Raw genomic sequence first — 22,297 nt, forward strand, 5'->3', positions numbered from 1 at the left:
TGCAGTATATTTCAATTATGGATTAAGGGTGCAGCGCTACCGCTGAATAGTTACCCTTTCCGTTTGACTAACAAGAATGACCAAACGGGAAAGAAGCGGTGGTTCCACCCTACCGGTCAAGGCCGACCGACGGCCAACGCAAACAGGTAATCGGAGAGGCGGTTGAGGTATGTAAGCAACAGGGGCGGCACCGCTTCGACCTTGGCCAACGTCACCATGCGGCGCTCGCAGGTGCGCGCCTTGGCACGCGCCAGATGCAGGGCGGCATCGGCAAGATCGCGTCCCGGAAGCACAAAGTCGAACCGTGGGGCATCGCCCACACGCCGTTCCATCTCTTGTTCCATGTGGGCCACGGCCGTCTTCACCTGCTGTTCGGCGGTAGCGGGAAGCGAGGCGGTGGGCTTTGCCACCAGCGCCATGAGTCCCATCAGCTGGCGTTGCAGGGTGGTGTAAGGCTCAGCCTGGCAGCAGGCCGCCTTGCACAAGCCGAGGTAGGCCGACAGTTCGTCGAGTTGGCCATTGAGTTCGATGCGAAGGTTGTCTTTTTCGACACGTGTTCCGTCGCCAAGCGAAGTGGTTCCCGTGTCGCCTTTCTTGGTAGTGATAGTCATGATAGCTTAGGGTTTCTTGTCCAACAACACATAGATGATGACCGGTGCGCCAATGAGCGGCGTCACCGCATTGAGCGGCAACACACCCGCGTCGCCGGGTAAGGTGGTCAGCACATTGCAAAGCAAGGCCACGACCTGTCCTGTAAGAATGGTCATGCCGAGCAACTGGCGATGGTCGGAGGTGCGCAGCAACATGCGCGCCATGTGGGGAACGGCAAGGGCTATGAACGCGATGGGGCCGCAAAAGGCCGTCACCACAGCTGTGAGCAGACCGGTAAGCACCAGGAGCGCACGTCGCAACGCCTTGACATTGACGCCCAGATTTTCAGCGTAGCGCTCACCCAGAAGCAACGCATTGAGCGGTTTCATAAGCAAGAAGGTGCTCAGGGTGGCAAGCAGCGTGAGGGGTGCAAACACCGGCATCATATCCATCGACACGTTGCCAAAGTTGCCCATGCCCCACACGGCGAAGTTCTTTACGCCTTCCTCGGTGGCGAAGAAGTTGAGCAGCGTTATGCCGCTTGAAGCCAGATAGCCCACCATGATGCCCACCACCATGAGCACCACCGGACTATGCACCCATCTGCTCAGCGCAAAGATGAGGGCGGTAACGGCAAGGGCTCCCACAAAGGCAGCCGCAACCCCCGAGAGATAACCCACAGCCATGGGCAGGGCGGCCACGGGAGCCAATGTCAGCAAGGCCACGGCCAACGACGCCCCACTGGTCACACCAAAGATGTCGGGGGCAGCCAAGGGATTGCCAAAGGCCGTTTGGAGCAACAAGCCGCTTGCGGCCAGCGCACCGCCTGCCAGCAAAGCCGTCAGGGCTTGTGGCAAACGCGTCTCCATCACAATGAAGCGCCAGCTCGCCTTGCTCGGCTCGCCCAGCACAATGGCCGCCACCTCATCGATGGGAATGTTCACGCTGCCATGCAGCAGGCTCATCAAGAACAGTAGGACGACACCCAGCATCAGCATTAGCATGACGCCCACACGTCGGTTATCACACAGGGTTCTCATCAGGATCATTATAAGGTTCAACCCCAATGTACTTATTGGGCCAAGGGGGGTGAAGCAATTTTCGTGAAATAGCGCAAGTTGCCCAAGGCCGCCTTCGGATGCGCCAGCAGGATCATCTCGCGCAGAAGATAGTCGGGGCGGAAGCTCACCTCTTCAAAGTAAGGGGTCAGCGAGGCGTTGCACTCATAGATTTCGCCCGTTTGGAAAGCGCGCAAAGCTTTGTAGCCCTGATACTCGCGCAGCAAGTCGGTGCGTGTCATGGGGCGCTGGCCATTGAACTTAAAGGCCCACACATCGGACGCCCCGGCCTTGTCGAGCACCTGTTCGAACGAGAGCGAGAGGCTACCACTATGTTCGTCGTTGGCAAAGGCGTACGGACTGTTGGCATCGGCAAGGAGCACGCCCATCGAACTTTGTCCTCCAGGCACATACCACACCGCACCCGTCTTGCGCTCGGTAAGGATGCTGCGCCCCTTGGGCAGGCGGGCGGCATAGGCCTTCAGCGCGCCGTAGGTGGAATCGACCACATGGAAGAGTGAGTCGGACTTGGCCGCCTCGCCAAACAAGCGACCGTAATAACGCATCCATTCGGCACGTCCCAAAGCGGAGGTCTCCATGTAGTCGGCCGCCATAATGAGCGGAATGCCGAGCTTTTCGAGGCGTCCGTAACTGCCGCCCTCGAAGGGAGAAAGGATGATGGCGTCGGGATTGAGGCTCACGATCTTCTCCACGTCGGGACTCATGGCATCGCCACAATCGGCTATCGCACCGGTCTTCACGCGTTGTTGGATGTCGGGGATGAGCATATACTGCACATCGCACACGCCAACAATGCGGTCAGCCAGACCCAGATACTCCAACAACTGACAGTGGGAGGTGGTGAACACCACCACGCGGCGCAAGGGGCGCAACACGCCATTGTCATCCGCAGTGCCCAAGGTGAGGCGCTGGAGCGTCTTGCCCGCGTGCCACGGGTCGCTCACGGTGACATGGGTCGACGCGCCATCCTCGACCATGGTCAGCAAAGAGGCATGGTCGAGGGCCAGCGTGTCGCCCTGTGGGCCGCTGCCTGCCGTGTGGTTTCCACAGGAGCAGAGCAGCAGCACGCAAGTGATAAAGCTTAGTAACCGCAACATCTTAGTGGAGGAACACGATGCGGTTGGGGTTGGCGCCATACGATGAGAAGCTCGTCTCATAGTTGCCATTGCCGTCGAACACATACACGCGACCATCGCTCACATAGTCGGAAGCCGATGTGGCCAAGTAGATCTTGTGGTTGTAGGGGTTGACGCTGATGCTGTAGACGTTGGTGGATGCCAACTCTGCGGGCTGGTTCTTGAAGAAGTTGGCGTCGGTCTGACCGGTCTTTACGTTGTAGGCGCCCAGGGCCGTGGTGGTGATGTGTGTATTCCAGTTGGTCTCGCAATAGGCCGTATAGACCACGTCGTCGCCCACACCAATGACCGAGGCGTGTCCCAACTCGGTGTAAGTGCCCTTGGCAGGATCGTAAACACCCCAAGGATTATTGTACATGGCGCCATATCCTGTAATGAAGATCTTGTCGTCTTCCTCATACACCTTCACCGGATCCTGCATGATGGTAGCATAGCTGATGGTCTTGAAGTCGTTGCTCACAATGGCCAAACGGTTGTCGGTATAGTTCTGGCCCTGCAGGGTGATGTAGAGCTTGCCATCCTCTTCCACCACGTCCTCAGGACGGTCGCCAACGCGCAGCGAGTCCATGTAGACCAGTTGGTTGCCCGAAATGCGCAGACGGCTGACGTAACCGCCATACGACACGGCATAGATGATGCCATCTTCCTCGTCGATGGAGCGCACCTGTCCAAGGTTCTTGTAGGGCTCAAAGCTAACGCGGCTCTTCTCCACGCCATAGCCATCGAGCAAGGCGATGTAGTTGCTCACGTTGACAGCCACCACCAACTTGTTGTTGTCGACAGTGAGAATGTCGTTGCCCGTGTCGCCCAGCACACGGTCGTTCTGCGCGCGGAAGAGGTCGGAGCCGTTCACCTGACCCGTCGACCAATCGAAATAAATCAGATTGGAGTTGTTGTGGTTCATCGTTCCCTCATTGAGGATAAAGGCGCGGGCCGGAGAGGTCATCTCCACCTTTCCGCCACCGGTCTGGTTCCACTCGTTGTCATCGCTACAAGCGGTGAAGGCCACGCTGGTTGCCAGCAAGGCCACTGCAAGATAAATGTTTCTGAATTTCATGTTGTTAAAATATATAATGTGAATGATAAGTCATGCGTATCGGCCCATCCATCACCAATGGATCATGGCGGAGACGGTGTATTGTCGGCCGGGCATGGGGTAGTATTGTATGATGGAATATTGCTCGTTGGTAAGGTTCGACACCTTGCCACTCAGCGCAAGGCGCACCTTGCCGAGTGTCAACTCGCGCGACAGGCTGATGCCGTGGTCCCAAAAGGCGGGCATGCGATACTCAGGTTTGTTCTGCCCCAGACTGTAACGGCTACCCTGCATCACGACGGTGTAGCCCAGGGTGAGCCACGGTGTCACCATGGCCAGCGAGCCACTGCCGCTCCAACGTGGCGTGTAGGGCAGTTGGTTGTTGTAGGTTTGTTGCGTTCGGTTGGTCTTGTCGACGGCGTGTTGCCAGGTGGCCGAGGCCGAACCGCTCACGCTCCATTGCCGCGCCAAGTCGACCTGCGCGCCCAAGGTGAAGTCAGCGCCAAGTATTTCCACCTTGCCATAGTTCACCATGCGCCACACATAGGTGCTGGGGAACGCCACAATCTTGTCGGTAACGTCGTGGTAATAGCCGTCGGCGGTAATCGTCAGGTAACGCAAGCGCGACGTGTGGGTCTCCCAGGTCAGGCCCAAGCTCCACTGCCGAGCTTTCTCGGGCTTCAAGTGGATGTTGCCCAAGCGGCGATAATACAGGTCGTTGAACGTGGGCACACGAAACGAATGCTTGTAAAGGGCCCTTATATAAATAGGTGCAGAGGACAGCAAACGATAGCTCAAGGCCACCGAGGGGGTCAGGCGCCGCTTGTCGGCCGGACGGTCGCCCTCGCTAACCCGTTCCGCCGCATAGGTGTAGGCGGTGTTGGCCTGCAACTTCATCCTACCCCACTGGGCCTTCATGGCCACGGCGGAGATGGAGGTCCAGCGCGACGGGCGCGGCACATCATACTGGGTGTTGACGTAGACATTATTGTTCAAACGGTTGTACGACAGGTCTTGCGCCACAGCAAACTGAAGTCCCTCGGCTGCCAACCATCCCAGCGTGGCAGAGGCATAGCCCTCGTCCTGGCGGTCGCGGTCGGTCTGAACGCCATCGGTATACTGTGAGCCCCAGTCGCGATATTGGTTCCACGAGTGGGTATACTTCAGGCGGGTTTGCAGCCGCAGGCGAGCGCCCAACGAGCGCCGATAAGCCATTTGGGCAAAGAAGTCCTCGTCCCACATGCGCTCATCGGAAGGGTTGGCATAGAGAATGACGGTTCCGGGCAGTCCCCGCTCAGAGTAATACCAATAGGCTTTCATCGCCAGCTCGCTTCCGTCGGCAAATGTATGGTAAGCGTTGGCCTCTGCTTGCCAAGCGGTAATGTCGGTGTTGTATCGGCGTTGACGCGACGAGGTGTTGCCATTGCGCAGGGTATAAGGGTAGATTCCATCGGCCCGTGTCATCTTGGCCGAGAGCGAAAAGGCTGTGCGCTCAAAGGGTTTCACCCACCATCGCAACGAGGGCGAGACCAAGCCGAAAGAGCCTGCGCCAACTCCCACACGCAACGTCTGCCATTGCCCATCGGCGAAATGGGGACGCTCGGTGGTCAGGGTGAGCACACCGGCCGACACATATTGGCGGGCAGAAATCATCAACTGGTCGTCGTCGGCCACCGACATGCTGATACTCGCGAGGTTGTCGGTGTCGTATCGGCCAATGTCGATTTGTCCGGCTTGGGTGTTGCTGAGTGCCACGCCATCGTAAACCACGGCCGTATGCTGGGCGCCAAGACTGTGGATGGACACGGTTTTCATACCGCCAATGCCACCATAGTCCTTCACACTGACGCCGGCAAAGTGCTTCACAGCATCGGCCACATGATCAAGGCCCAACTGGCGCAACTGCTTGGCCGTAAGCGATTGGGTGGGATGGGCGCCTGTCACATTGCGGTTGAGGGCAACAGCGGTCACCTCCACGCCGCGGAGCGAAATGGAATCGGTTTGCGCCAATGCAGCCAACGGGCTCAGCAAGAGCGCAAAAGTACATGTCAATTGTTTTCGCATTCTTCCTCGAGAATTGGAAATCATCAAATAAGCAATGGCAGGTCTTCTGGCTTGCGACCATCCACACGTCTTCCCAATCATAGGCATCGCACCATCGCCAAAGGTTCCTCGGGGAACCTTAGGCGGCCTACGTGCCCATCACCAGTGACTTTTTGCTGTGGGGATGAGAGAATGTCGCTTACAGCAGCGGGACTGCCCAGGACTTTCACCTGGTTCCCTTTTCATCTCCTCGCGGAGAACCGATTGCCGAATAAGTTGGTTGCAAAGATACTTAAAAAATGTTGCGATACGTCATTCCGTACCATATTTTTTCCATTTCACTCGCAACACGTTGTTGTTATCACCGCAAACTATCGCAAAACGCCTCGCCCAACTGGAAGCCTTCCTCGTAGAGACGCTCCAACTTTTGGGTGTCCTTCTCTATGCGGCCCACTTCCATGGGGCGCTGGGGACGTATCACCACTATGTCGCCAGCACGCTCCAGGTCTTCCATCATCTGCAATTGTTCATTGTAGGCGTCGATGCGATGGCTCAACGCCACACGCAAACGGGGATAATGACGATAGATGAAGGGGGGAATCTTGCGGTCGCGCCCCGACTCACGATAGCCGTAATTGCGCGTGGAAACGACCACATTGAAAGGATGTCCCATGTCGCGCGCGTGCAGGAAAGGAATGGAATCGGTAATGCCACCATCCAGCATCGGCACACCGTCGACCGTTACCATCTTGCTCACAAAGGGCAGCGAGCTCGAAGCCATGACAATATTGATGGCGCGTTGATGGTCGGACGTTTCGGAGAGATACTCGGGACGCCCCGTCAAACAGTTGGTTGTAACCATCTCAAAGTTGGCTGCATGCTTGAAAAACTCATCGTAATCGAAAGGAATGAGCTTGTTGGGGAAACTATCATACAGCAGTTTCTTATCCAAGATACTTCCTTGGGTGAACAAATAACGCAAGCCCAAATAATTGTATTGGCTCAAGAAATCAATGTTGGAAAGGCGCGCACGACGGGGCTGGCGCGAAATGTAGCTCATGCCATTGCATGCCCCTGCCGAAACGGCAACCACATAATGAAAATAAAGCTCGTGCTTCATAAAAGCGTCGAGCACACCACTGGTAAACACGCCTCGCATGCCTCCTCCTTCAAGAACTAAGCCTGTATTTCTATAAATCTGCATGAAATGCTAAAATTTAGTTGCAAAGTTAAGCAATTTCTCCCAAGTTTTTTTATATCTTTGCATCATTGAACGCTAAAAAATCTATTTTATGTTTAACACAGAAACATACGTCGGCCGCCGCGCAGAGCTCAAGAAGCTCGTAAAGAGTGGCATCATCGTGTTGTTTGGTAACAATAGTTCACCAGCCAACTTCCCCAACAACGGGTACTATCCCTTCCGTCAGGATTCGACGTTCCTGTACTATTTCGGGCAGAACCACGACGGATTGGTGGGGGTCATTGACATTGACAATGACAAGGAAACACTTATCGGCGACGACATTTCCATCGACGACATCGTGTGGTATGGTTCAGTAGATAGCGTACACGACATGGCTCAGCAAGTGGGTGTGGCCAACTCGGCTCCCATGAAAGCGCTGAAGACCATCTGCAATGAGGCTCTGCGCCAAAAGCGTAAGATCCACTTCTTGCCCCCTTATCGTGCCGACATCAAGATCCAGATATTCGACCTCCTGGGCATCCACCCCAACCAACAGAAGGAAAGCGCCAGCATGGAGCTGATCAAGGCTGTGGTGAAGATGCGTAACATCAAGACCGATGAGGAGATTGAGGAACTGGAGCGCGCAGCCGTTCTCGGCTACAAGATGCACACAACGGCCATGAAGATGTGCCGCCCAGGTGTAACAGAGAAAGAAATTGCTGGAACGCTCGCCGGCATCGCCAACTCGTATGGAGCCATGGTTAGCTTCCCCACAATTCTCTCGCAGCACGGCGAGATTCAGCACGGAGCGCCCTCTGAGGCACCCCTGGTGGCTGGCAAACTGATGCTCTGCGACTGTGGAGCGGAAACCATAAACAACTATTGCTCTGACAACACACGTACAACACCGGTCAGCGGTCATTTCGACCAGCGCCAGTTGGAGATCTACTCGATCGTGGAGGCCTGCCACGACTATGCCGCAAGCGTGGCAAAACCAGGCGTGAAATGGTGGGATGTGCACTTCGGCGTTTGCCGTTTGATGACAGAGAAACTGAAGGAGCTCGGCCTCATGAAGGGCGATACCGACGAAGCTGTGGCAGCTGGAGCGCACGCCATGTTCATGGTTCACGGCTTGGGTCACATGATGGGCATGGATGTGCACGACATGGAGAGCCTCGACCAGATCAACGTGGGCTTCGACGAGGAGGTGCGTCCGAACCTGGAGCAGTTTGGTACCAACTGCCTGCGCTTGGGTCGCCGACTGGAGAAAGGCTTCGTGGTCACCGACGAGCCAGGCATCTACTTCATACCCGCACTCATCGACGACTGGAAGGCAAGCGGACACTGCAAGGAGTTTATCAACTTCGACAAGCTGGAGACCTATAAGGACTTTGGTGGCATTCGTATTGAGGACGACCTGCTCATCACAGACGACGGTTGCCGCTTCATCGGCAAGGACATCATCCCCTACCACCCGAAGGATGTGGAGGAGTTCATCGCCAATAACTAATAAAATAAGAACATAAACAATAAAAACAATACTATTCATGAAGAAAATCATCCTGGCCGCTATGGCGGCCATGCTGACCCTCAATGCAGGCGCAGCTGAGAAGAAGGACGGTGAGAAGGCCAACCAGCCCGTATTCACCACTGTCAAGGCAAACCCCATCACCAGCATCAAGAACCAAAACCGTTCGGGAACCTGCTGGGACTATAGCACACTCTCTTTCTTCGAGGCTGAACTGCTGAGAAAGACCAACAAGACATTCGACCTCTGCGAGGCTTTCGTTGCCAACAAGACCTACATGGACCGCGCTATCCAGGTGGTGCGTCTGCATGGCGACTGCCAGTTCGCACAGGGCGGTAGCGCCTACGATCCCCTGTTCGCCATCCAGCACTACGGCATCTGCCCCGAGGACGCTATGCCTCGCACAGGTAGCCTGTATGGCGACACGCTGTTCAACTTCAACGAGTTCTTCAACGTGATGTCTCCTTACGTGGCCGCTGTGGCTAAGAGCAACGCCAGCAAGCTGTCTCCCGCATGGAAAAACGGCCTGCAGGGCATCCTCGACTCATACCTCGGCAAGTGCCCCGAGAGCTTCAAGTATGAGGGCAAGACCTATACTCCGAAGAGCTTCGCTGCCGCCATCGGCCTCGACTCTGTGGCTTGCAACGAATATGTGAGCTTCACATCTTACACACACCATCCGTTCTGGACCACATTCGCAGTTGAGGTGCAGGACAACTGGCGCAACCCATTGTCATGGAACGTGCCTATCGAAGACCTGGGCAGAATCATCGACAACGCCATCATGAACGGCTATACCGTGGCTTGGGGTGGCGACGTTTCTGAGGAAGGCTTCACACGCGACGGCCTGGCCTACATGTACGACACCAAGAAACTGGAGAGCCTTGAAGGCTCAGACATGGCTCGTTGGCTCAAGCTTACCAACACCCAGAAGAAGAACCTCATCGACTCTCTGGGCGTAAACGTGCCTGAGGTGACTCCTACACAGAAGCAGCGCCAGGAGCGTTACGACAACTGGGAGCTGACAGACGACCACGGTATGCTCATCTACGGTATCGCCAAGGACCAGAACGGCAAGGAGTACTACATGGTGAAAAACTCTTGGGGTGAGACCGGCAAGTACAAAGGCACTTGGTACATGACCAAGAACTACATCATTGCCAACACCATGGACTACATGGTCAACAAGAACGCAGTGCCTAAGGACATCCGAAAGAAGTGCGGTTTCTAAGTCCAACAACTTAGAAGCAAAGCTATAACAACACCAAGGGCCATCCCCGTCAACACTGACAGGGATGGCCCTTTTGCATATCTGCACAAAAGCAAAGCACATATCGCCCCACCCCACAACCCAAGGGAACAAATGCTTAACACCTTCGGCACATAGCCAGACGCATTTAACCTTATCGCCCATTAGACCGAAACAGGAAGAACAAAAGGAGCACCATTGGTTCTTTTCAACGCTTGTCGGCGTTTCTTTCGACATCTTACTTCCATCCGCTTTTCGACATAGCCCACAATGCTTTCAATGCCCCCGGCGCCACCTGCTTGAAACAAACACTAACAGGAATTAAAATCTAACGACCGATTTGGTGGGCAAATGCCAAATTATTCTATAGAGATTAACACATATATCTTCATTTTTTCGTATCTTTGCCATAGAAACAAAAACAACTAAAGATGCATTTCAAGTGGAAGTATGACGCACCTACACCACAACAATCGCAGCAAGCCAAAGAATTAGGCGACAAACTGAGCATGAGCCCCATTTTGGCCCAACTGCTCATCAAGCGTGGCATCACCACCGAGAGTGCGGCCAAGCGCTTCTTCAGGCCCCAGCTTGCCGACCTCATCAACCCATTCCTCATGAAGGATATGGACGTGGCGGTCGACAGGCTTAACGATGCCATGGGGCGCAAAGAGCGCATCTTGGTATATGGCGACTACGACGTGGACGGTTGCACGGCTGTGGCTTTGGTGTATAAATTCCTTCAGCAATTCTATTCGAACATCGACTATTACATACCCGACCGCTACGACGAGGGGTACGGCGTGAGCCAAAAGGGAATAGACTACGCGAAGCAAACAGGCGTGAAACTCATCATTATCCTTGACTGCGGAATAAAAGCCGTCAAGGAGATAGAGTATGCCAAAAGCTTGGGCATTGACTTCATCATCTGTGACCACCATGTGCCCGATGAGGTAATGCCGCCGGCTGTGGCCATCCTCAACCCCAAACGGACCGACGACAGCTACCCCTTCAAGCAGTTGTGCGGATGTGGTGTGGGCTTCAAGTTTATGCAAGCCTTCGCCAAGAACAACGGCATCCCATTCTCGCGACTCATCCCCCTACTCGACTTCTGTGCCGTGAGCATCGCCGCCGACATCGTTCCGGTGACCGACGAGAACCGCATACTTGCCTTCCACGGCCTGAAACAGCTCAACCAAAACCCCAGCGTGGGCCTAAAGGCCATCATCGACATCTGCGGGCTTAACGGACGCGAGATATCGATGAGCGACATCATCTTCAAAATAGGACCACGCATCAATGCGTCGGGACGCATGGAGAATGGCAAGGAGAGCGTCGACCTGCTCGTAGAGAAGGACTTCTCGCTGGCACTAAAAGCCGCACGACACATCAACGAATACAACGAGCAACGCAAGGACATCGACAAGCAGATGACCGAAGAGGCCAACCTCATCGTGTCGAAACTGGAAAGCCAAAAGCACCAATCGAGCATTGTGCTCTACGACGAGAACTGGAAGAAGGGTGTCATCGGCATCGTGGCGTCGCGCCTCACGGAAATCTATTTCCGCCCAACCGTGGTGCTAACGCGCGATGGCGACTTAGCTACCGGATCGGCGCGCTCGGTGATGGGATTCGACGTTTACGCAGCCATCAAAAACTGTCGCGACCTATTGCTCAACTTCGGAGGCCATTCCTACGCCGCCGGCCTCACACTGAGATGGGACGATATACGAGAGTTCCGCCAACGATTCCAGCATTATGTGGAAGAACATATCCAACCAGAACAAACGGAGCCCATACTCAACATCGACGCTGTGCTCGACTTCAAGGACATCTCGAAGCGTTTGCACAACGACCTGAAGCGATTCTCGCCCTTCGGACCAGGCAACACCAAACCTGTGTTCTGCACAACGGGCGTGTACGATTACGGAACGAGCAAGGTGGTGGGCCGGCAGCAAGAGCACATCAAGTTGGAACTGGTCGACTCTAAGTCGGGAACTGTGGTCAACGGCATAGCCTTCGGCCAAAGCGCCTCCGCACGATACATAAAGTCGCGACGATCGTTCGACATCGCATACACCATTGAAGGCAATATCTTCAAGCGTAACCAGGTTCAACTGCAGATAGAGGATATCCGGCCGACGGAAAGCGAGGATGAACTATAAACACATCACGGAGATGCATACGGATACCGCGGGCATCTCCGTTTTTTAACAACAATCGGTCATTAGATTGCCACAAGACGACAAATACTTAGGGATACTTAAGAAATACTGGGGCTACTCGGAATTCAGAGGTATCCAGCGCGAAATTATTGAGAGCATAGGGGCAGGCAAGGACACGCTCGGCCTTATGCCAACGGGCGGAGGGAAATCCATCACATTCCAGGTTCCCGCCATCGCCCAGGAGGGCGTGTGCATTGTCGTCACACCTCTTATCGCCCTCATGAAGGACCAAGTGAGCCACTTGAAACAGAAGGGCATACAAGCAGCCGCCATCTACTCAGGACAGGCGCGCTCCGAAATCATCAAGATTCTCGAAAACGCTATCTTCGGCGCCGTCAAACTGCTCTACGTATCGCCCGAACGCCTCGCTTCCGACATTTTCTTGGTGAAACTCAAGCACATGAAGGTGAGTTTCATCACCGTCGACGAGGCCCACTGCATCAGCCAATGGGGCTACGACTTCCGACCATCCTACCTACAAATTGCGGAGATCCGACGCGTCAAGCCCGACGCTCCCGTGTTGGCCCTGACCGCCACCGCCACACGACGCGTCATGGACGATATCATGGAACGCCTGCAATTCAGAGAAAAGAAGGTGTTCCGCATGAGCTTCAAACGCGACAACCTGGCTTACGTGGTACGCGAGGCGTTGGACAAATACGCCGAACTGCTCCATATTCTTAAGTCGGTAGAAGGCAGCGCCATCATTTACACACGTAGCCGGAGGCGAAGCAAGGTCGTGTCAGAATGGCTTGAACAGCAGGGCGTGTCGGCCACATTCTATCACGCAGGATTGGAACCCGCCATTAAAGACGAACGGCAAAAGCTTTGGCAAACCGATAAAAAACGCGTCATGGCAGCCACCAACGCCTTCGGAATGGGTATTGACAAGCCTAACGTGCGCCTTGTGATTCATCTCGACTGCCCCGATTCGGTAGAGGCTTATTTCCAAGAGGCGGGACGAGCTGGACGCGACGGAAAGAAAGCGTACGCCATCCTGTTGTGGAACGGGCACGACCATGCCGTACTGGCAAAAAGGATCAAGACCACTTTCCCATCCAAGGAGATCGTGCGCGATGTGTATGATCATCTGGCTTATTTCTTCCAAGTGGGACTGGGCAGCGGCAACGGGCACACCTTCACGTTCAACATAGATCAGTTCTGCTATATCTACCACTTCTACCCTCTCTACGTAAACTCCGCGCTGCACATCTTGCAAAGCGCAGGTTACATCGAATATGAGACCGATCCCGACGCGCGAGCACGACTTAGGTTCCTGCTTGGACGCGACGAGCTCTACAAGCTATACGAAACAACGCCCAACGAGGAGGCCGTCATCTCCGCCTTGCTACGGAACTATAGCGGCCTGTTCTCCGACTACCGTTACGTTGAAGAGGCACTCATCTCACAGGTTAGCGGGCTCAGTCAGAATGAGGTTTACCTCATCCTAAAAAGCCTGAGCCACAGGCGAATACTACATTTCATCCCTCAGCGCAAGACACCATTCATCACCTACACCCAAGATCGCATAGACGGTTGCGACGTGGTGATACCTGCCAGCGTGTACGACCAACGCAAAGAGCAATTCATCAAGCACGTCAACGCCATAGAAGCATACGCCACCAACAACCACGTGTGCCGTAGCCGACAGCTCCTCCGCTACTTCGATGAGACGAAATCGGAAGACTGCGGCATCTGCGACGTATGCGTTGACCACCAGCCCAACCCCAATGCGGAACAAGAATTCAAAGACGCCAAGCAAGCCATACTCGACCTCTTAGCCGATCATAAGCCCCACGACATCAAAGAAACATCCGAGCTTCTTTTGCCCCGAAAAGCCTTCAAGGAAGCACTCAAATATCTCTGCAATGAGGAACTCGTTCACATAGACGGCCTCTTGATTTACCGCTAATCACGAGAATCGCCCTTCATTATCAAACCTTAGCCCCCAAACGTCACATCCAAAGCGCCGCATTGCAACAGGACAATGGCCCAACGGCATGTTCAAAACGCAACCTTTCGAATGTTACAAAGACATAAATCCCTGACTCTCGCTTAAGGAGAGCCAGGGATTCCTATTTGTGTTTGTGCTTGTGTTTGTGTCTATATCCTATTAGTTGTTTTCAGGACGCAACTGGCGTACTGTCTCGGCGGCACGCCACATCTCCATGTCGTGCATGGCCTGCAGCTCGGCATTGAGCTTCTCGCGGTAATCGGGCAGTGAGTTCTTGTCGATAGAAATCTGAGCCTCTGTACCATTCTCCACGCTCAGGTAGAGCCATTCCATCACAGGCTTGATGGCTGCCTTGAAGCGAGGAGCCCAGTCGAGGGCGCCACGCTGGGCCGTTGTTGAACAATTGGCGTACATCCAATCCATTCCCTTCTCACCAAACAACGGGGCAAGGCTCTGTGTGAGCTCCTCAACAGTCTCATTGAAAGCCTCAGAGGGTGAGTGTCCGTGAGAACGGAGCACCTCATACTGGGCCTCGAACAATCCCTCAATAGCACCCATCAGCGAGCCGCGCTCACCAGTAAGGTCAGACGTAGCCTCCTTGTGGAAGGTTGTCTGGAACAAGTAACCAGCGCCAATGCCGATACCGAAAGCTATGCACTTCTCCTCGGCCTTGCCCGTAGCATCCTGATAGATGGCATACGAGCAGTTCAAGCCACGGCCCTCAAGGAACATAGTGCGAAGTGATGTGCCCGATCCCTTAGGAGCCACCATGATGACATCAACATCCTCGGGAGGAACAACACCTGTGCGATCCTGCCAGTTGATAGCAAAGCCATGACTATAATAGAGGGTCTTACCCTTTGTAAGATACTTCTTAAGCTTAGGCCAAACGGCAATCTGACCGGCATCGGAAAGCAACATGCAGATGATGGTTCCTTTCTCGGCAGCCTCCTCTATGGAGAACAAAGTCTTGCCCGGTACCCATCCATCGGCAACAGCCTTGTCGTAGGTCTTACCCTGACGTTGGCCTACAATTACATTGAAACCATTATCCCTAAGGTTGCCTGCCTGACCAGGACCCTGAATACCATATCCGATAACAGCGATTGTCTCGTCCTTCAAAATCTCACGAGCTTTCTCCAACGGAAACTCTTCCTTGGTGACAACATCTTCTACAACGCCACCAAAATTCATTTTTGCCATAAGCTAATATTATTAAAAACGTTATACGTCAAAGTTCTCTCAGCATCTTCATGCATTGTTTACGTGCACAAAGGTAGTGATTTAAAATAATATATGCAAGTTTTCTTTTAATCTTTTACGAATTTCATCAAACATCTTACGATTTCTTGCTTTGTATCATCATCGCGAGTGATACGCACACAATACTCATCGACTCCAGTTTGCTCTTTCCATAAGCTCAGCCTGTCGCCTTGATGAGCCTCAGCCACATAGGCAACCTCGAAGCGTTTGAGCCGATGCTGGCGGTACCAATCGAGGTCGAAAAGATCGAGCACATGCTCGATGTATTTTACGGAATTGATGTGTCCGTTGACATCCACATCATTATAATAGGTGTCGATGGTGCGAACGAGCGCCGCATCTTTGCCCATCTTCACCCTACCCGGCTTGTCGATGGGGCACGGCTTGTCGGTTTCCACATACTCGCTGATCAATCCCCCTTGCACCTCGAAGATGTCGGCAGGCTGGCGTGTTTCTGTATCGATCAAGGCCCACACGCTGCGTCCATAGCCATAGACTTTTCCATCGTCGGGACTTTTCACAGCGAAGTTACGGCTGGTAAAGAAGCGCATCACGCCCTCAACCCACGTCTCGATGTCGAACTTCTCGTATGCCACCGGCATCTCCTCCATCTCAATGACCAGTCGCGACAACACCCACGTGCGGTGAATCTTGTTGAGGTAACTCATGCCATAGTCGCGGTCGTTGCTATGGAAGTCGGCGGCATTGAGCATAGAATTGCCAAGATGTCCAACAAACAGATGGTTGCTGAAGTCGCAACGGAACGGCTCCGCCATGAATGCATAGCGGCCAACCTTAGGCAATAGTTCTTTCTTCATAGTTGTTATTCTTGATGTTTATTAAGGTAATCGGTGACTGGTTCGTCAAAGCTGCGGGTCACGGCGATGTGGCCTGAGCGCGTGTACTGCAAGATACAGCGGTACCTGTTGAACTGCTCATAGAGGTCGGTGATATCCTCTGTCAGTCCGGCTTGCAACACAGTGGAATATGTGGGGTTAACCTCCATCATACGCGCACCGTGCTTTCGGATGACGCGCGATATCTCTGAGTTGTCGAGCAGTACGGGGGTGGAGATCTTAAAGATGGCCACCTCGTGGATAAACAACTCTTCGTTGGTATAGTAATTGGCCTTGATGACGTCTATTTTCTTCTCGATCTGCTTGGTGATTTTCTCGATCTGGTCGGGGGCGCTCCAACAAGTGATGGTGTACTTGTGGATTCCCTCCAGGCTCGAAGCCGACACATTGAGGCTCTCTATATTCACTTGGCGACGAGTGAAGACGGCTGTCACTTGATTGAGAACACCCACTACGTTCTCGCTGTAAACCAGCAGGGTGTAAAACTGCTTGGCCGTTTCTTTATCCTTATTATCCATACGTTTTCTCAATTTGTGGTTAAATGTCCAGATGCAGCAGCATCTCGTCGATGGCACTACCGGGAGTAATCATCGGCGTTACGTTCTCGTCCTCCTTCACTGCGCACTCCAACAAATAAGGTCCGTCGGTGCTGAGCATCTCGGCTATCTTAGCCTTCAAGTCGGCTCGGTCGACAGCCACACTATAAGGGATGCCGTAACCGCGTGCGATGATCTCGTAACAGGGATTCATCATGCGGGTGAACGAATGGCGATGGTTGAACATCAGGTCTTGCCATTGGCGCACATTGCCCAGGTAATTGTTGTTGAGCAAAATCATTTTCACGGGTGCCTGCTGCTCCATGATAGTGCCCAGCTCTTGGATGGACATCTGGAAGCCGCCATCGCCCATGAACAGGCAGATGGTGCGGTCGGGCGCGCCAAAGGTGGCACCGACAGCCGCTGGTAGACCAAAGCCCATGGTTCCCAGGCCTCCGCTGGACACAACGCTCCGCTTGTGCTTGTACTTGAAGTATCGACAAGAGAACATTTGGTTCAGGCCCACATCGTTCACGAGAACAGCATTGCCCTCGGTAGCCTCTGCCACAGCATTGACCACCTCGCCCATCAGCAACGGTCCGCCGGTGGGATGGATAGAGGGCGTGATAACCTCCTGCTGTTCCTCGGCCTGTAACGGCTTGAACGAGTCGCGCCACTCTTGGTGCGAAGCCTCATGGAGCAAACTTGTAATGGCGGGCAACGACACCTTGCAGTCGCCCACAACGGCCACATCGGTCTTCACATTCTTGTCGATCTCCGACGGATCGATGTCGAGATGAATTATCTTAGCTTGACGGGCGTAGCTATCGAGGCGCCCCGTGACACGGTCAGAGAAGCGCATGCCAATAGCGATCAGCACATCACACTCCTGCTCCTTGACGTTGGGCGCATAGTTGCCGTGCATACCCAGCATACCCATGTTGAGCGGATGATCGGAAGGCAGGGCCGAGAGGCCCATCAGTGTGCGGCCCGCAGGAATGTCGGCCTTCTCGAGAAACGCCTTGAGTTCCTGCTGTGCGCCACCCAGTTCCACGCCCTGTCCTACGAGGGCAAAGGGCTTCTGAGCCTTGTTGATGAGTTCGGCGGCCTGTCGCACAGCCTCCTCACTAACCTCGGGATACGGGTTATACGACCTCACATTGTCGGCCTTGCCCGGCATCCACTTGGCCTTACCCGTCTGCGCATTGCGCGGAAAATCGAGCACCACTGGGCCTGGGCGACCACTGCGGGCGATGTAGAACGCCCGATTGACGGCCCAAGCCACATCCTCGGCGCTGCGTATCTGATAGCTCCACTTGGAAATGGGTTGCGCCATTCCCACGAGGTCGACCTCCTGGAAGGCGTCGGTGCCAAGCGAAGCCACACCCACCTGTCCAGCAATAACCACAATGGGCGTAGAGTCCATCATGGCATCGGCCACACCGGTCAGCGTGTTGGTGGCGCCGGGACCCGACGTCACTACAGCCACGCCCACTTCGCCGCTCACCCGCGCATAGCCCTCGGCGGCATGGGCGGCAGCCTGCTCGTGGCGCACCAACACATGGCGGAACCACGGATCGCGCTTACGCGTATAGGTGTAGAGCGCATCGTAAACGGGCATGATGGCTCCACCGGGGTATCCAAATATCGTGCGCACACTTTCCTGATACAGGGCGCGCATCAAAATCTCTGCTCCTGTGCATTCCTCACCAATGCGGATTCCAGCCCAGGGCACTTCCTTTATGTTGTCTTCTGTCATAAGTAGTCTGCTTAATCTATGATTCTTACACCGCCCTTGTCGGCAGAGCTAACACTCTGCGCATAAGCCCTCAAGGCCTTGCTCACCTCACGGTGGCGACGCAACGGCTGCTGCGGGCGAGCCGCCAATTCCTCATCGCTGAGTTTGACGTTGATGGTACGGCTGGGAATGTCGATGACGATGATGTCGCCATCCTTGATTTTTCCAATGTTGCCACCCGACGCCGCCTCGGGCGATATGTGTCCAACGCTCAAGCCGCTGGTGCCGCCCGAGAATCGTCCGTCGGTGATAAGGGCACACTCTTTGCCGAGATGGCGGCTTTTGATGTAGGAGGTGGGATAAAGCATTTCCTGCATGCCCGGACCGCCCTTGGGACCTTCGTGGGTGATGACGACGCAATCGCCCGACTTCACCTTACCTCCGAGAATGCCCTCACAAGCGTCGTCCTGAGAATCGAAGACCACGGCTGGACCTTCGAAATGCCACAGTTCGGGAGCCACACCGGCTGTTTTCACCACACAACCATCTTGGGCGATGTTGCCAAAGAGCACTGCCAAACCACCGTCTTTCGTATAGGCGTGTTCCATATCGCGTATGCATCCCGCAGCACGATCGGTGTCAAGACTGGGCCATTGCTCATTCTGACTGCCCATCTGGGTGGAGAAACGGCGACCGGGGGCACTGTGGTAGATGCGGTCGGCCTCAGCATCGACCGACGCGCCAGTGATGTCGTAGCGAGCCATTGCCTCGTCGAGCGTCAGTCCATCAACGCGCTTGGCGTGGCCACGTATCAGTCCGCCCTTGTTCAGCTCGTTCAAAATGCCCAGGATGCCACCAGCTCGGTTGCACTCTTGGACTGAATATTTCTGGGTGTTGGGCGAAAGCTTGCACAGGCATGGCGTCTTTCGGCTCAGCTCATCGATGTCGTTCATATTGAAGTCGGCGCCGCCCTCTTGGGCCACAGCCAACAGATGGAGCACGGTATTGGTGGAACCTCCCATGGCGATATCGAGCGTCATGGCATTGAGGAATGCATCGCGCGTAGCGATGTTACGCGGCAGCACACTCTCGTCGCCATCTTCGTAATAAGCCAAAGCGTTCTTTACGATTTGGCGGGCGGCCTGCTTAAATAGTTCTATACGATTGGCATGTGTGGCAAGAATGGTGCCGTTGCCGGGAAGCGACAGGCCTATGGCTTCGGTAAGCGAGTTCATAGAGTTGGCCGTGAACATACCCGAGCAACTGCCACAACCGGGGCACGCGCATTGCTCAATCTGCTGCAACTCGTCGTCGCTCACCTCACTGTCGGCTCCAGCGATCATGGCCGTAATGAGGTCGGCGTTCTGACCACGCCAACGCCCGGCTTCCATGGGACCGCCCGAGCAGAACACCGTGGGGATGTTGAGGCGCATGGAAGCCATGAGCATGCCCGGAGTTACTTTGTCGCAGTTTGAGATGCAAATCATGGCGTCAGCCTTGTGGGCGTTGACCATGTATTCCACTGAGTCGGCAATGATGTCGCGCGATGGCAGGGAGTAAAGCATACCATCGTGACCCATGGCGATTCCGTCGTCGATGGCGATGGTGTTGAATTCGGCTGCATAGCAACCCATCTTTTCGATTTCCTGCTTAACAATCTGTCCAATCTCATGCAAATGTGTGTGGCCGGGTACAAACTGCGTGAATGAGTTGACAACAGCAATAATGGGTTTGCCAAACTGCTCGTGCTTCATTCCTGTGGCAACCCAAAGGGCGCGAGCTCCTGCCATACGTCTGCCTTCCGTGCAGACGGCACTTCTCAATGGATGTTTCATAACTACTTGTTCTCTAAATACGGCTGCAAAGGTAACTACTTTAACTCAATTCTACAACAATCCGTTTTAAAAAAATCATGTTTTTTAATCAAACTGAAAGTAAAAAACACCATTTAAACACAAAATAATAACAAACCAACCTGTCCTAACGCTACCATCCATCAACTTGCCTGACTGCAGAATTTGATGGGTGTACCAACAAAAATCCGCTGGCTTCCATGCGGGAAACCAGCGGATTTCATATTTTCAAGGCTCTCTATGCGAAGCCTTATGGGATGCGATTACTTTACGTAAACGATAGCCAGACGGTTAGAAGTGCTGCCCTGAACACCCTTACCTGTAGCCTCGTCAACAATAACGCCCTTGTTGCTCAGGTACTTGGCAACAACCTTGGCACGAGCCTCAGAGAGCTTCTGGTTGAACTTCTTGCTACCCTCAGGAGAAGCTGTAGCGATAACCTTCACGTGGCTACCCTCCTTAACAGCGTCGAGAGCTGCCTTAGAATCTCTGGTCAGAGCGCTCTTGCCCTGTGCGAAAGTAACGATAACAGTGTTGGCGGCGCAGTCGGCGTTAACCTCCTTGACAACCTCCTTGACAACCTCCTTAGGCTTCTTGGCGAGCTCGTTGCGCAGATCATTGATGGTCTGGTTCAGAGCGTCGATCTCGTTCTGGTCGCGGAGCTGGGCAACGGTGAAGTTGTGACGGCCGTCGTGGTTCTGGAACTTGTAAACAACACCAGCGTTGAGCTGGAAGAAAGCGTTGTTGATGTTATAAGCACCCTGGTTGGCGCTAGATGTGGCCTTGTAACCATAGTCATTATAGTCGCTCTCGCCATTGCAGCCAGGCATACCGTTGAACACCCATGTCACTGCAGGCTCAACATAGAACTGCCACTGCTTCTTGCTGCCGAAGTTGAACTGGAAGTCCAAACCAGCCTTAGAAGTCATACGGTTGATGGCGCGGCCATCCTCCTGGTGCATGAACACGTGACCCCAGCCGATGCCATAAACAGCACCCAGCTCAAATGTGCGAGGGTCGCCCTTGTAACCAGCGAACAGGTTGCTGAGGTTCAGGGTTCCGAGCAAAGAGGTGTTCATTGCGCGAACAGCCAAACGGGTAGAGGCCCAAGGCTTGTTTGAGAAATAAGCGTTGCTCTCAATGGCCAAACCGAAGACCGGGGTGATGTTCTTACCAATGCGCAGGCCAGCGTTGGGGTTAAGACCCTTCATCCAGCTGTGGCCAGTCATCTTGGTGCTAACGCCACCGTTAACTCCAATGTACATGTTGTCAAAAACCTTGCTTCCCTCAACTGTAGTCTGAGCAGAAACAGAAGCGGCAACCAAAGCGGCTGCAAACAAAGTAAATAACTTTTTCATACTCTCTAAAATTAAAATTATTTATGTTTTATTCTATTATCTCTCGTCGTTTCAGAATGCAAAGAAAATGTTTTTTCTTGAAACATCCAAATATTTCACCCACAAAAAGACACATTTTGCATCAAAAACGTATTTTACATCACTTTTCTACACTAAAAACAGAGAAAAACCAAAGGAAAGGCCACATATTGAATATATTATCCTTTGATTTACATGGTTTCAAAAGCCTGTGCCCGTTAACACATAAGAAGATAAAAGATGGCTATATCAATGGAACAATAGACCATAATCTATCCACGAAAACAGACGTCACCCCACAACCAAAAGCACGAAACTTAATGACATTCAGGCATTTCAATAATTATGCATTACAATTACAAAGCTTTAAAACGGGGCCTATCCACATCGAATATCGCACAGGGACGGCCTGCCAACAAACGCAACTTTTTTCAGCAAAGAAACCCAAACCAAAGACCAATCTATCACACAAGTCCATGTTATCACGCCCGACAAAGAACACCCTTCTGTAACCAGCAACCCTCCTCCACCCCACACCTTATATTACATAGAGATACGATAGTCGGTTGGGTGCGTTTGTAAAAAGCGCGACAAACTATATTGAAAACTACACATTTATTATCCAGCGCAGAAATATTTGGCGAAAATAC

General features: G+C 53.6%; 16 protein-coding genes and 1 riboswitch. Of the genes, 4 read left to right on the forward strand and 12 right to left on the reverse strand.

The features are described from left to right. Positions 1–116: 116 nt before the first annotated feature. The 6 genes from WKK33_RS04105 to WKK33_RS04130 form a co-directional block, all read right to left on the reverse strand. Positions 117–611: a cob(I)yrinic acid a,c-diamide adenosyltransferase gene (locus WKK33_RS04105; RefSeq protein WP_337932617.1), complete on the reverse strand. Its 495-nt coding sequence runs from the start codon at positions 609–611 to the stop codon at positions 117–119. Between the two features lie 6 nt (positions 612–617). Beyond that, positions 618–1,640 carry an iron ABC transporter permease gene (locus tag WKK33_RS04110; protein ID WP_337932648.1) on the reverse strand — a complete coding sequence of 341 codons (1,023 nt, stop codon included), beginning with the start codon at positions 1,638–1,640 and terminating at the stop codon, positions 618–620. Between the two features lie 23 nt (positions 1,641–1,663). Then, the gene (locus WKK33_RS04115; protein WP_337932618.1) at positions 1,664–2,767 is read right to left on the reverse strand and encodes an ABC transporter substrate-binding protein; all 1,104 of its coding nucleotides are present in this window, start codon (positions 2,765–2,767) and stop codon (positions 1,664–1,666) included. Position 2,768: 1 nt separating this feature from the next. Further along, complete coding sequence (locus WKK33_RS04120; protein ID WP_337932619.1) at positions 2,769–3,863, reverse strand: hypothetical protein; 1,095 nt, start codon at positions 3,861–3,863, stop codon at positions 2,769–2,771. Positions 3,864–3,914: 51 nt separating this feature from the next. Beyond that, on the reverse strand, positions 3,915–5,906 hold the full coding sequence (locus WKK33_RS04125) for a TonB-dependent receptor plug domain-containing protein (RefSeq protein WP_337932621.1): 1,992 nt from the start codon (positions 5,904–5,906) through the stop codon (positions 3,915–3,917). A gap of 18 nt (positions 5,907–5,924) precedes the next feature. After that, positions 5,925–6,165, reverse strand: a riboswitch (cobalamin riboswitch). 81 nt (positions 6,166–6,246) lie between these two features. Beyond that, positions 6,247–7,089, reverse strand: a complete 843-nt coding sequence (locus tag WKK33_RS04130) for a patatin family protein (RefSeq protein ID WP_337932623.1) — start codon at positions 7,087–7,089, stop codon at positions 6,247–6,249. Positions 7,090–7,177: 88 nt separating this feature from the next. On the opposite strand from WKK33_RS04130, the gene WKK33_RS04135 reads away from it, so the two are divergent. From WKK33_RS04135 to WKK33_RS04150, 4 genes are all read left to right on the forward strand, one after another. Then, positions 7,178–8,578: an aminopeptidase P family protein gene (locus WKK33_RS04135; RefSeq protein ID WP_287767754.1), complete on the forward strand. Its 1,401-nt coding sequence runs from the start codon at positions 7,178–7,180 to the stop codon at positions 8,576–8,578. A gap of 37 nt (positions 8,579–8,615) precedes the next feature. Next, positions 8,616–9,827 carry a C1 family peptidase gene (locus WKK33_RS04140; protein ID WP_215759966.1) on the forward strand — a complete coding sequence of 404 codons (1,212 nt, stop codon included), beginning with the start codon at positions 8,616–8,618 and terminating at the stop codon, positions 9,825–9,827. A gap of 449 nt (positions 9,828–10,276) precedes the next feature. After that, the gene (recJ, locus tag WKK33_RS04145; RefSeq protein ID WP_337932624.1) at positions 10,277–12,010 is read left to right on the forward strand and encodes a single-stranded-DNA-specific exonuclease RecJ; all 1,734 of its coding nucleotides are present in this window, start codon (positions 10,277–10,279) and stop codon (positions 12,008–12,010) included. A gap of 67 nt (positions 12,011–12,077) precedes the next feature. Then, on the forward strand, positions 12,078–13,982 hold the full coding sequence (locus WKK33_RS04150; RefSeq protein WP_337932625.1) for an ATP-dependent DNA helicase RecQ: 1,905 nt from the start codon (positions 12,078–12,080) through the stop codon (positions 13,980–13,982). A 201-nt stretch (positions 13,983–14,183) separates the two neighbouring features. On the opposite strand, the gene ilvC is transcribed toward WKK33_RS04150, so the two are convergent. The 6 genes from ilvC to WKK33_RS04180 all read right to left on the reverse strand — a co-directional run bounded on the left by ilvC (position 14,184) and on the right by WKK33_RS04180 (position 21,629). Further along, entirely contained in the window at positions 14,184–15,227 is a 1,044-nt protein-coding gene (gene ilvC / locus WKK33_RS04155) for a ketol-acid reductoisomerase (RefSeq protein WP_337569394.1), read from the reverse strand. A gap of 107 nt (positions 15,228–15,334) precedes the next feature. After that, a complete protein-coding gene (locus tag WKK33_RS04160) occupies positions 15,335–16,105 on the reverse strand; it encodes an acyl-ACP thioesterase domain-containing protein (protein ID WP_215759970.1) in 771 nt (256 codons plus the stop codon). A gap of 5 nt (positions 16,106–16,110) precedes the next feature. Beyond that, complete coding sequence (ilvN, locus tag WKK33_RS04165) at positions 16,111–16,662, reverse strand: acetolactate synthase small subunit (RefSeq protein WP_337932626.1); 552 nt, start codon at positions 16,660–16,662, stop codon at positions 16,111–16,113. Positions 16,663–16,681: 19 nt separating this feature from the next. Next, on the reverse strand, positions 16,682–18,439 hold the full coding sequence (gene ilvB, locus WKK33_RS04170; RefSeq protein WP_337468745.1) for a biosynthetic-type acetolactate synthase large subunit: 1,758 nt from the start codon (positions 18,437–18,439) through the stop codon (positions 16,682–16,684). An 11-nt stretch (positions 18,440–18,450) separates the two neighbouring features. Continuing rightward, on the reverse strand, positions 18,451–20,253 hold the full coding sequence (gene ilvD, locus WKK33_RS04175) for a dihydroxy-acid dehydratase (protein ID WP_215758642.1): 1,803 nt from the start codon (positions 20,251–20,253) through the stop codon (positions 18,451–18,453). Between the two features lie 281 nt (positions 20,254–20,534). Beyond that, positions 20,535–21,629 carry an OmpA family protein gene (locus WKK33_RS04180; RefSeq protein WP_215758641.1) on the reverse strand — a complete coding sequence of 365 codons (1,095 nt, stop codon included), beginning with the start codon at positions 21,627–21,629 and terminating at the stop codon, positions 20,535–20,537. Between the last annotated feature and the right edge of the window lie 668 nt (positions 21,630–22,297).

Origin of the sequence: Hallella sp. (assembly GCF_037460745.1) — a bacterium.
In the GTDB taxonomy this organism is placed as follows: Bacteria; Bacteroidota; Bacteroidia; order Bacteroidales; family Bacteroidaceae; genus Prevotella; species Prevotella faecis.

What these genes read in the sequence shown, in the direction of transcription:
- WKK33_RS04180 (WP_215758641.1), bottom strand. Translation starts at nt 21,629, where the DNA reads ATGAAAAAGTTATTTACTTTGTTTGCAGCCGCTTTGGTTGCCGCTTCT.
- ilvD (WP_215758642.1), bottom strand. Translation starts at nt 20,253, where the DNA reads ATGAAACATCCATTGAGAAGTGCCGTCTGCACGGAAGGCAGACGTATG.
- WKK33_RS04160 (WP_215759970.1), bottom strand. Translation starts at nt 16,105, where the DNA reads ATGAAGAAAGAACTATTGCCTAAGGTTGGCCGCTATGCATTCATGGCG.
- ilvC (WP_337569394.1), bottom strand. Translation starts at nt 15,227, where the DNA reads ATGGCAAAAATGAATTTTGGTGGCGTTGTAGAAGATGTTGTCACCAAG.
- WKK33_RS04120 (WP_337932619.1), bottom strand. Translation starts at nt 3,863, where the DNA reads ATGAAATTCAGAAACATTTATCTTGCAGTGGCCTTGCTGGCAACCAGC.
- ilvB (WP_337468745.1), bottom strand. Translation starts at nt 18,439, where the DNA reads ATGACAGAAGACAACATAAAGGAAGTGCCCTGGGCTGGAATCCGCATT.
- WKK33_RS04105 (WP_337932617.1), bottom strand. Translation starts at nt 611, where the DNA reads ATGACTATCACTACCAAGAAAGGCGACACGGGAACCACTTCGCTTGGC.
- WKK33_RS04140 (WP_215759966.1), top strand. Translation starts at nt 8,616, where the DNA reads ATGAAGAAAATCATCCTGGCCGCTATGGCGGCCATGCTGACCCTCAAT.
- WKK33_RS04130 (WP_337932623.1), bottom strand. Translation starts at nt 7,089, where the DNA reads ATGCAGATTTATAGAAATACAGGCTTAGTTCTTGAAGGAGGAGGCATG.
- WKK33_RS04135 (WP_287767754.1), top strand. Translation starts at nt 7,178, where the DNA reads ATGTTTAACACAGAAACATACGTCGGCCGCCGCGCAGAGCTCAAGAAG.
- WKK33_RS04110 (WP_337932648.1), bottom strand. Translation starts at nt 1,640, where the DNA reads ATGATCCTGATGAGAACCCTGTGTGATAACCGACGTGTGGGCGTCATG.
- WKK33_RS04115 (WP_337932618.1), bottom strand. Translation starts at nt 2,767, where the DNA reads ATGTTGCGGTTACTAAGCTTTATCACTTGCGTGCTGCTGCTCTGCTCC.
- recJ (WP_337932624.1), top strand. Translation starts at nt 10,277, where the DNA reads ATGCATTTCAAGTGGAAGTATGACGCACCTACACCACAACAATCGCAG.
- WKK33_RS04125 (WP_337932621.1), bottom strand. Translation starts at nt 5,906, where the DNA reads ATGCGAAAACAATTGACATGTACTTTTGCGCTCTTGCTGAGCCCGTTG.
- ilvN (WP_337932626.1), bottom strand. Translation starts at nt 16,662, where the DNA reads ATGGATAATAAGGATAAAGAAACGGCCAAGCAGTTTTACACCCTGCTG.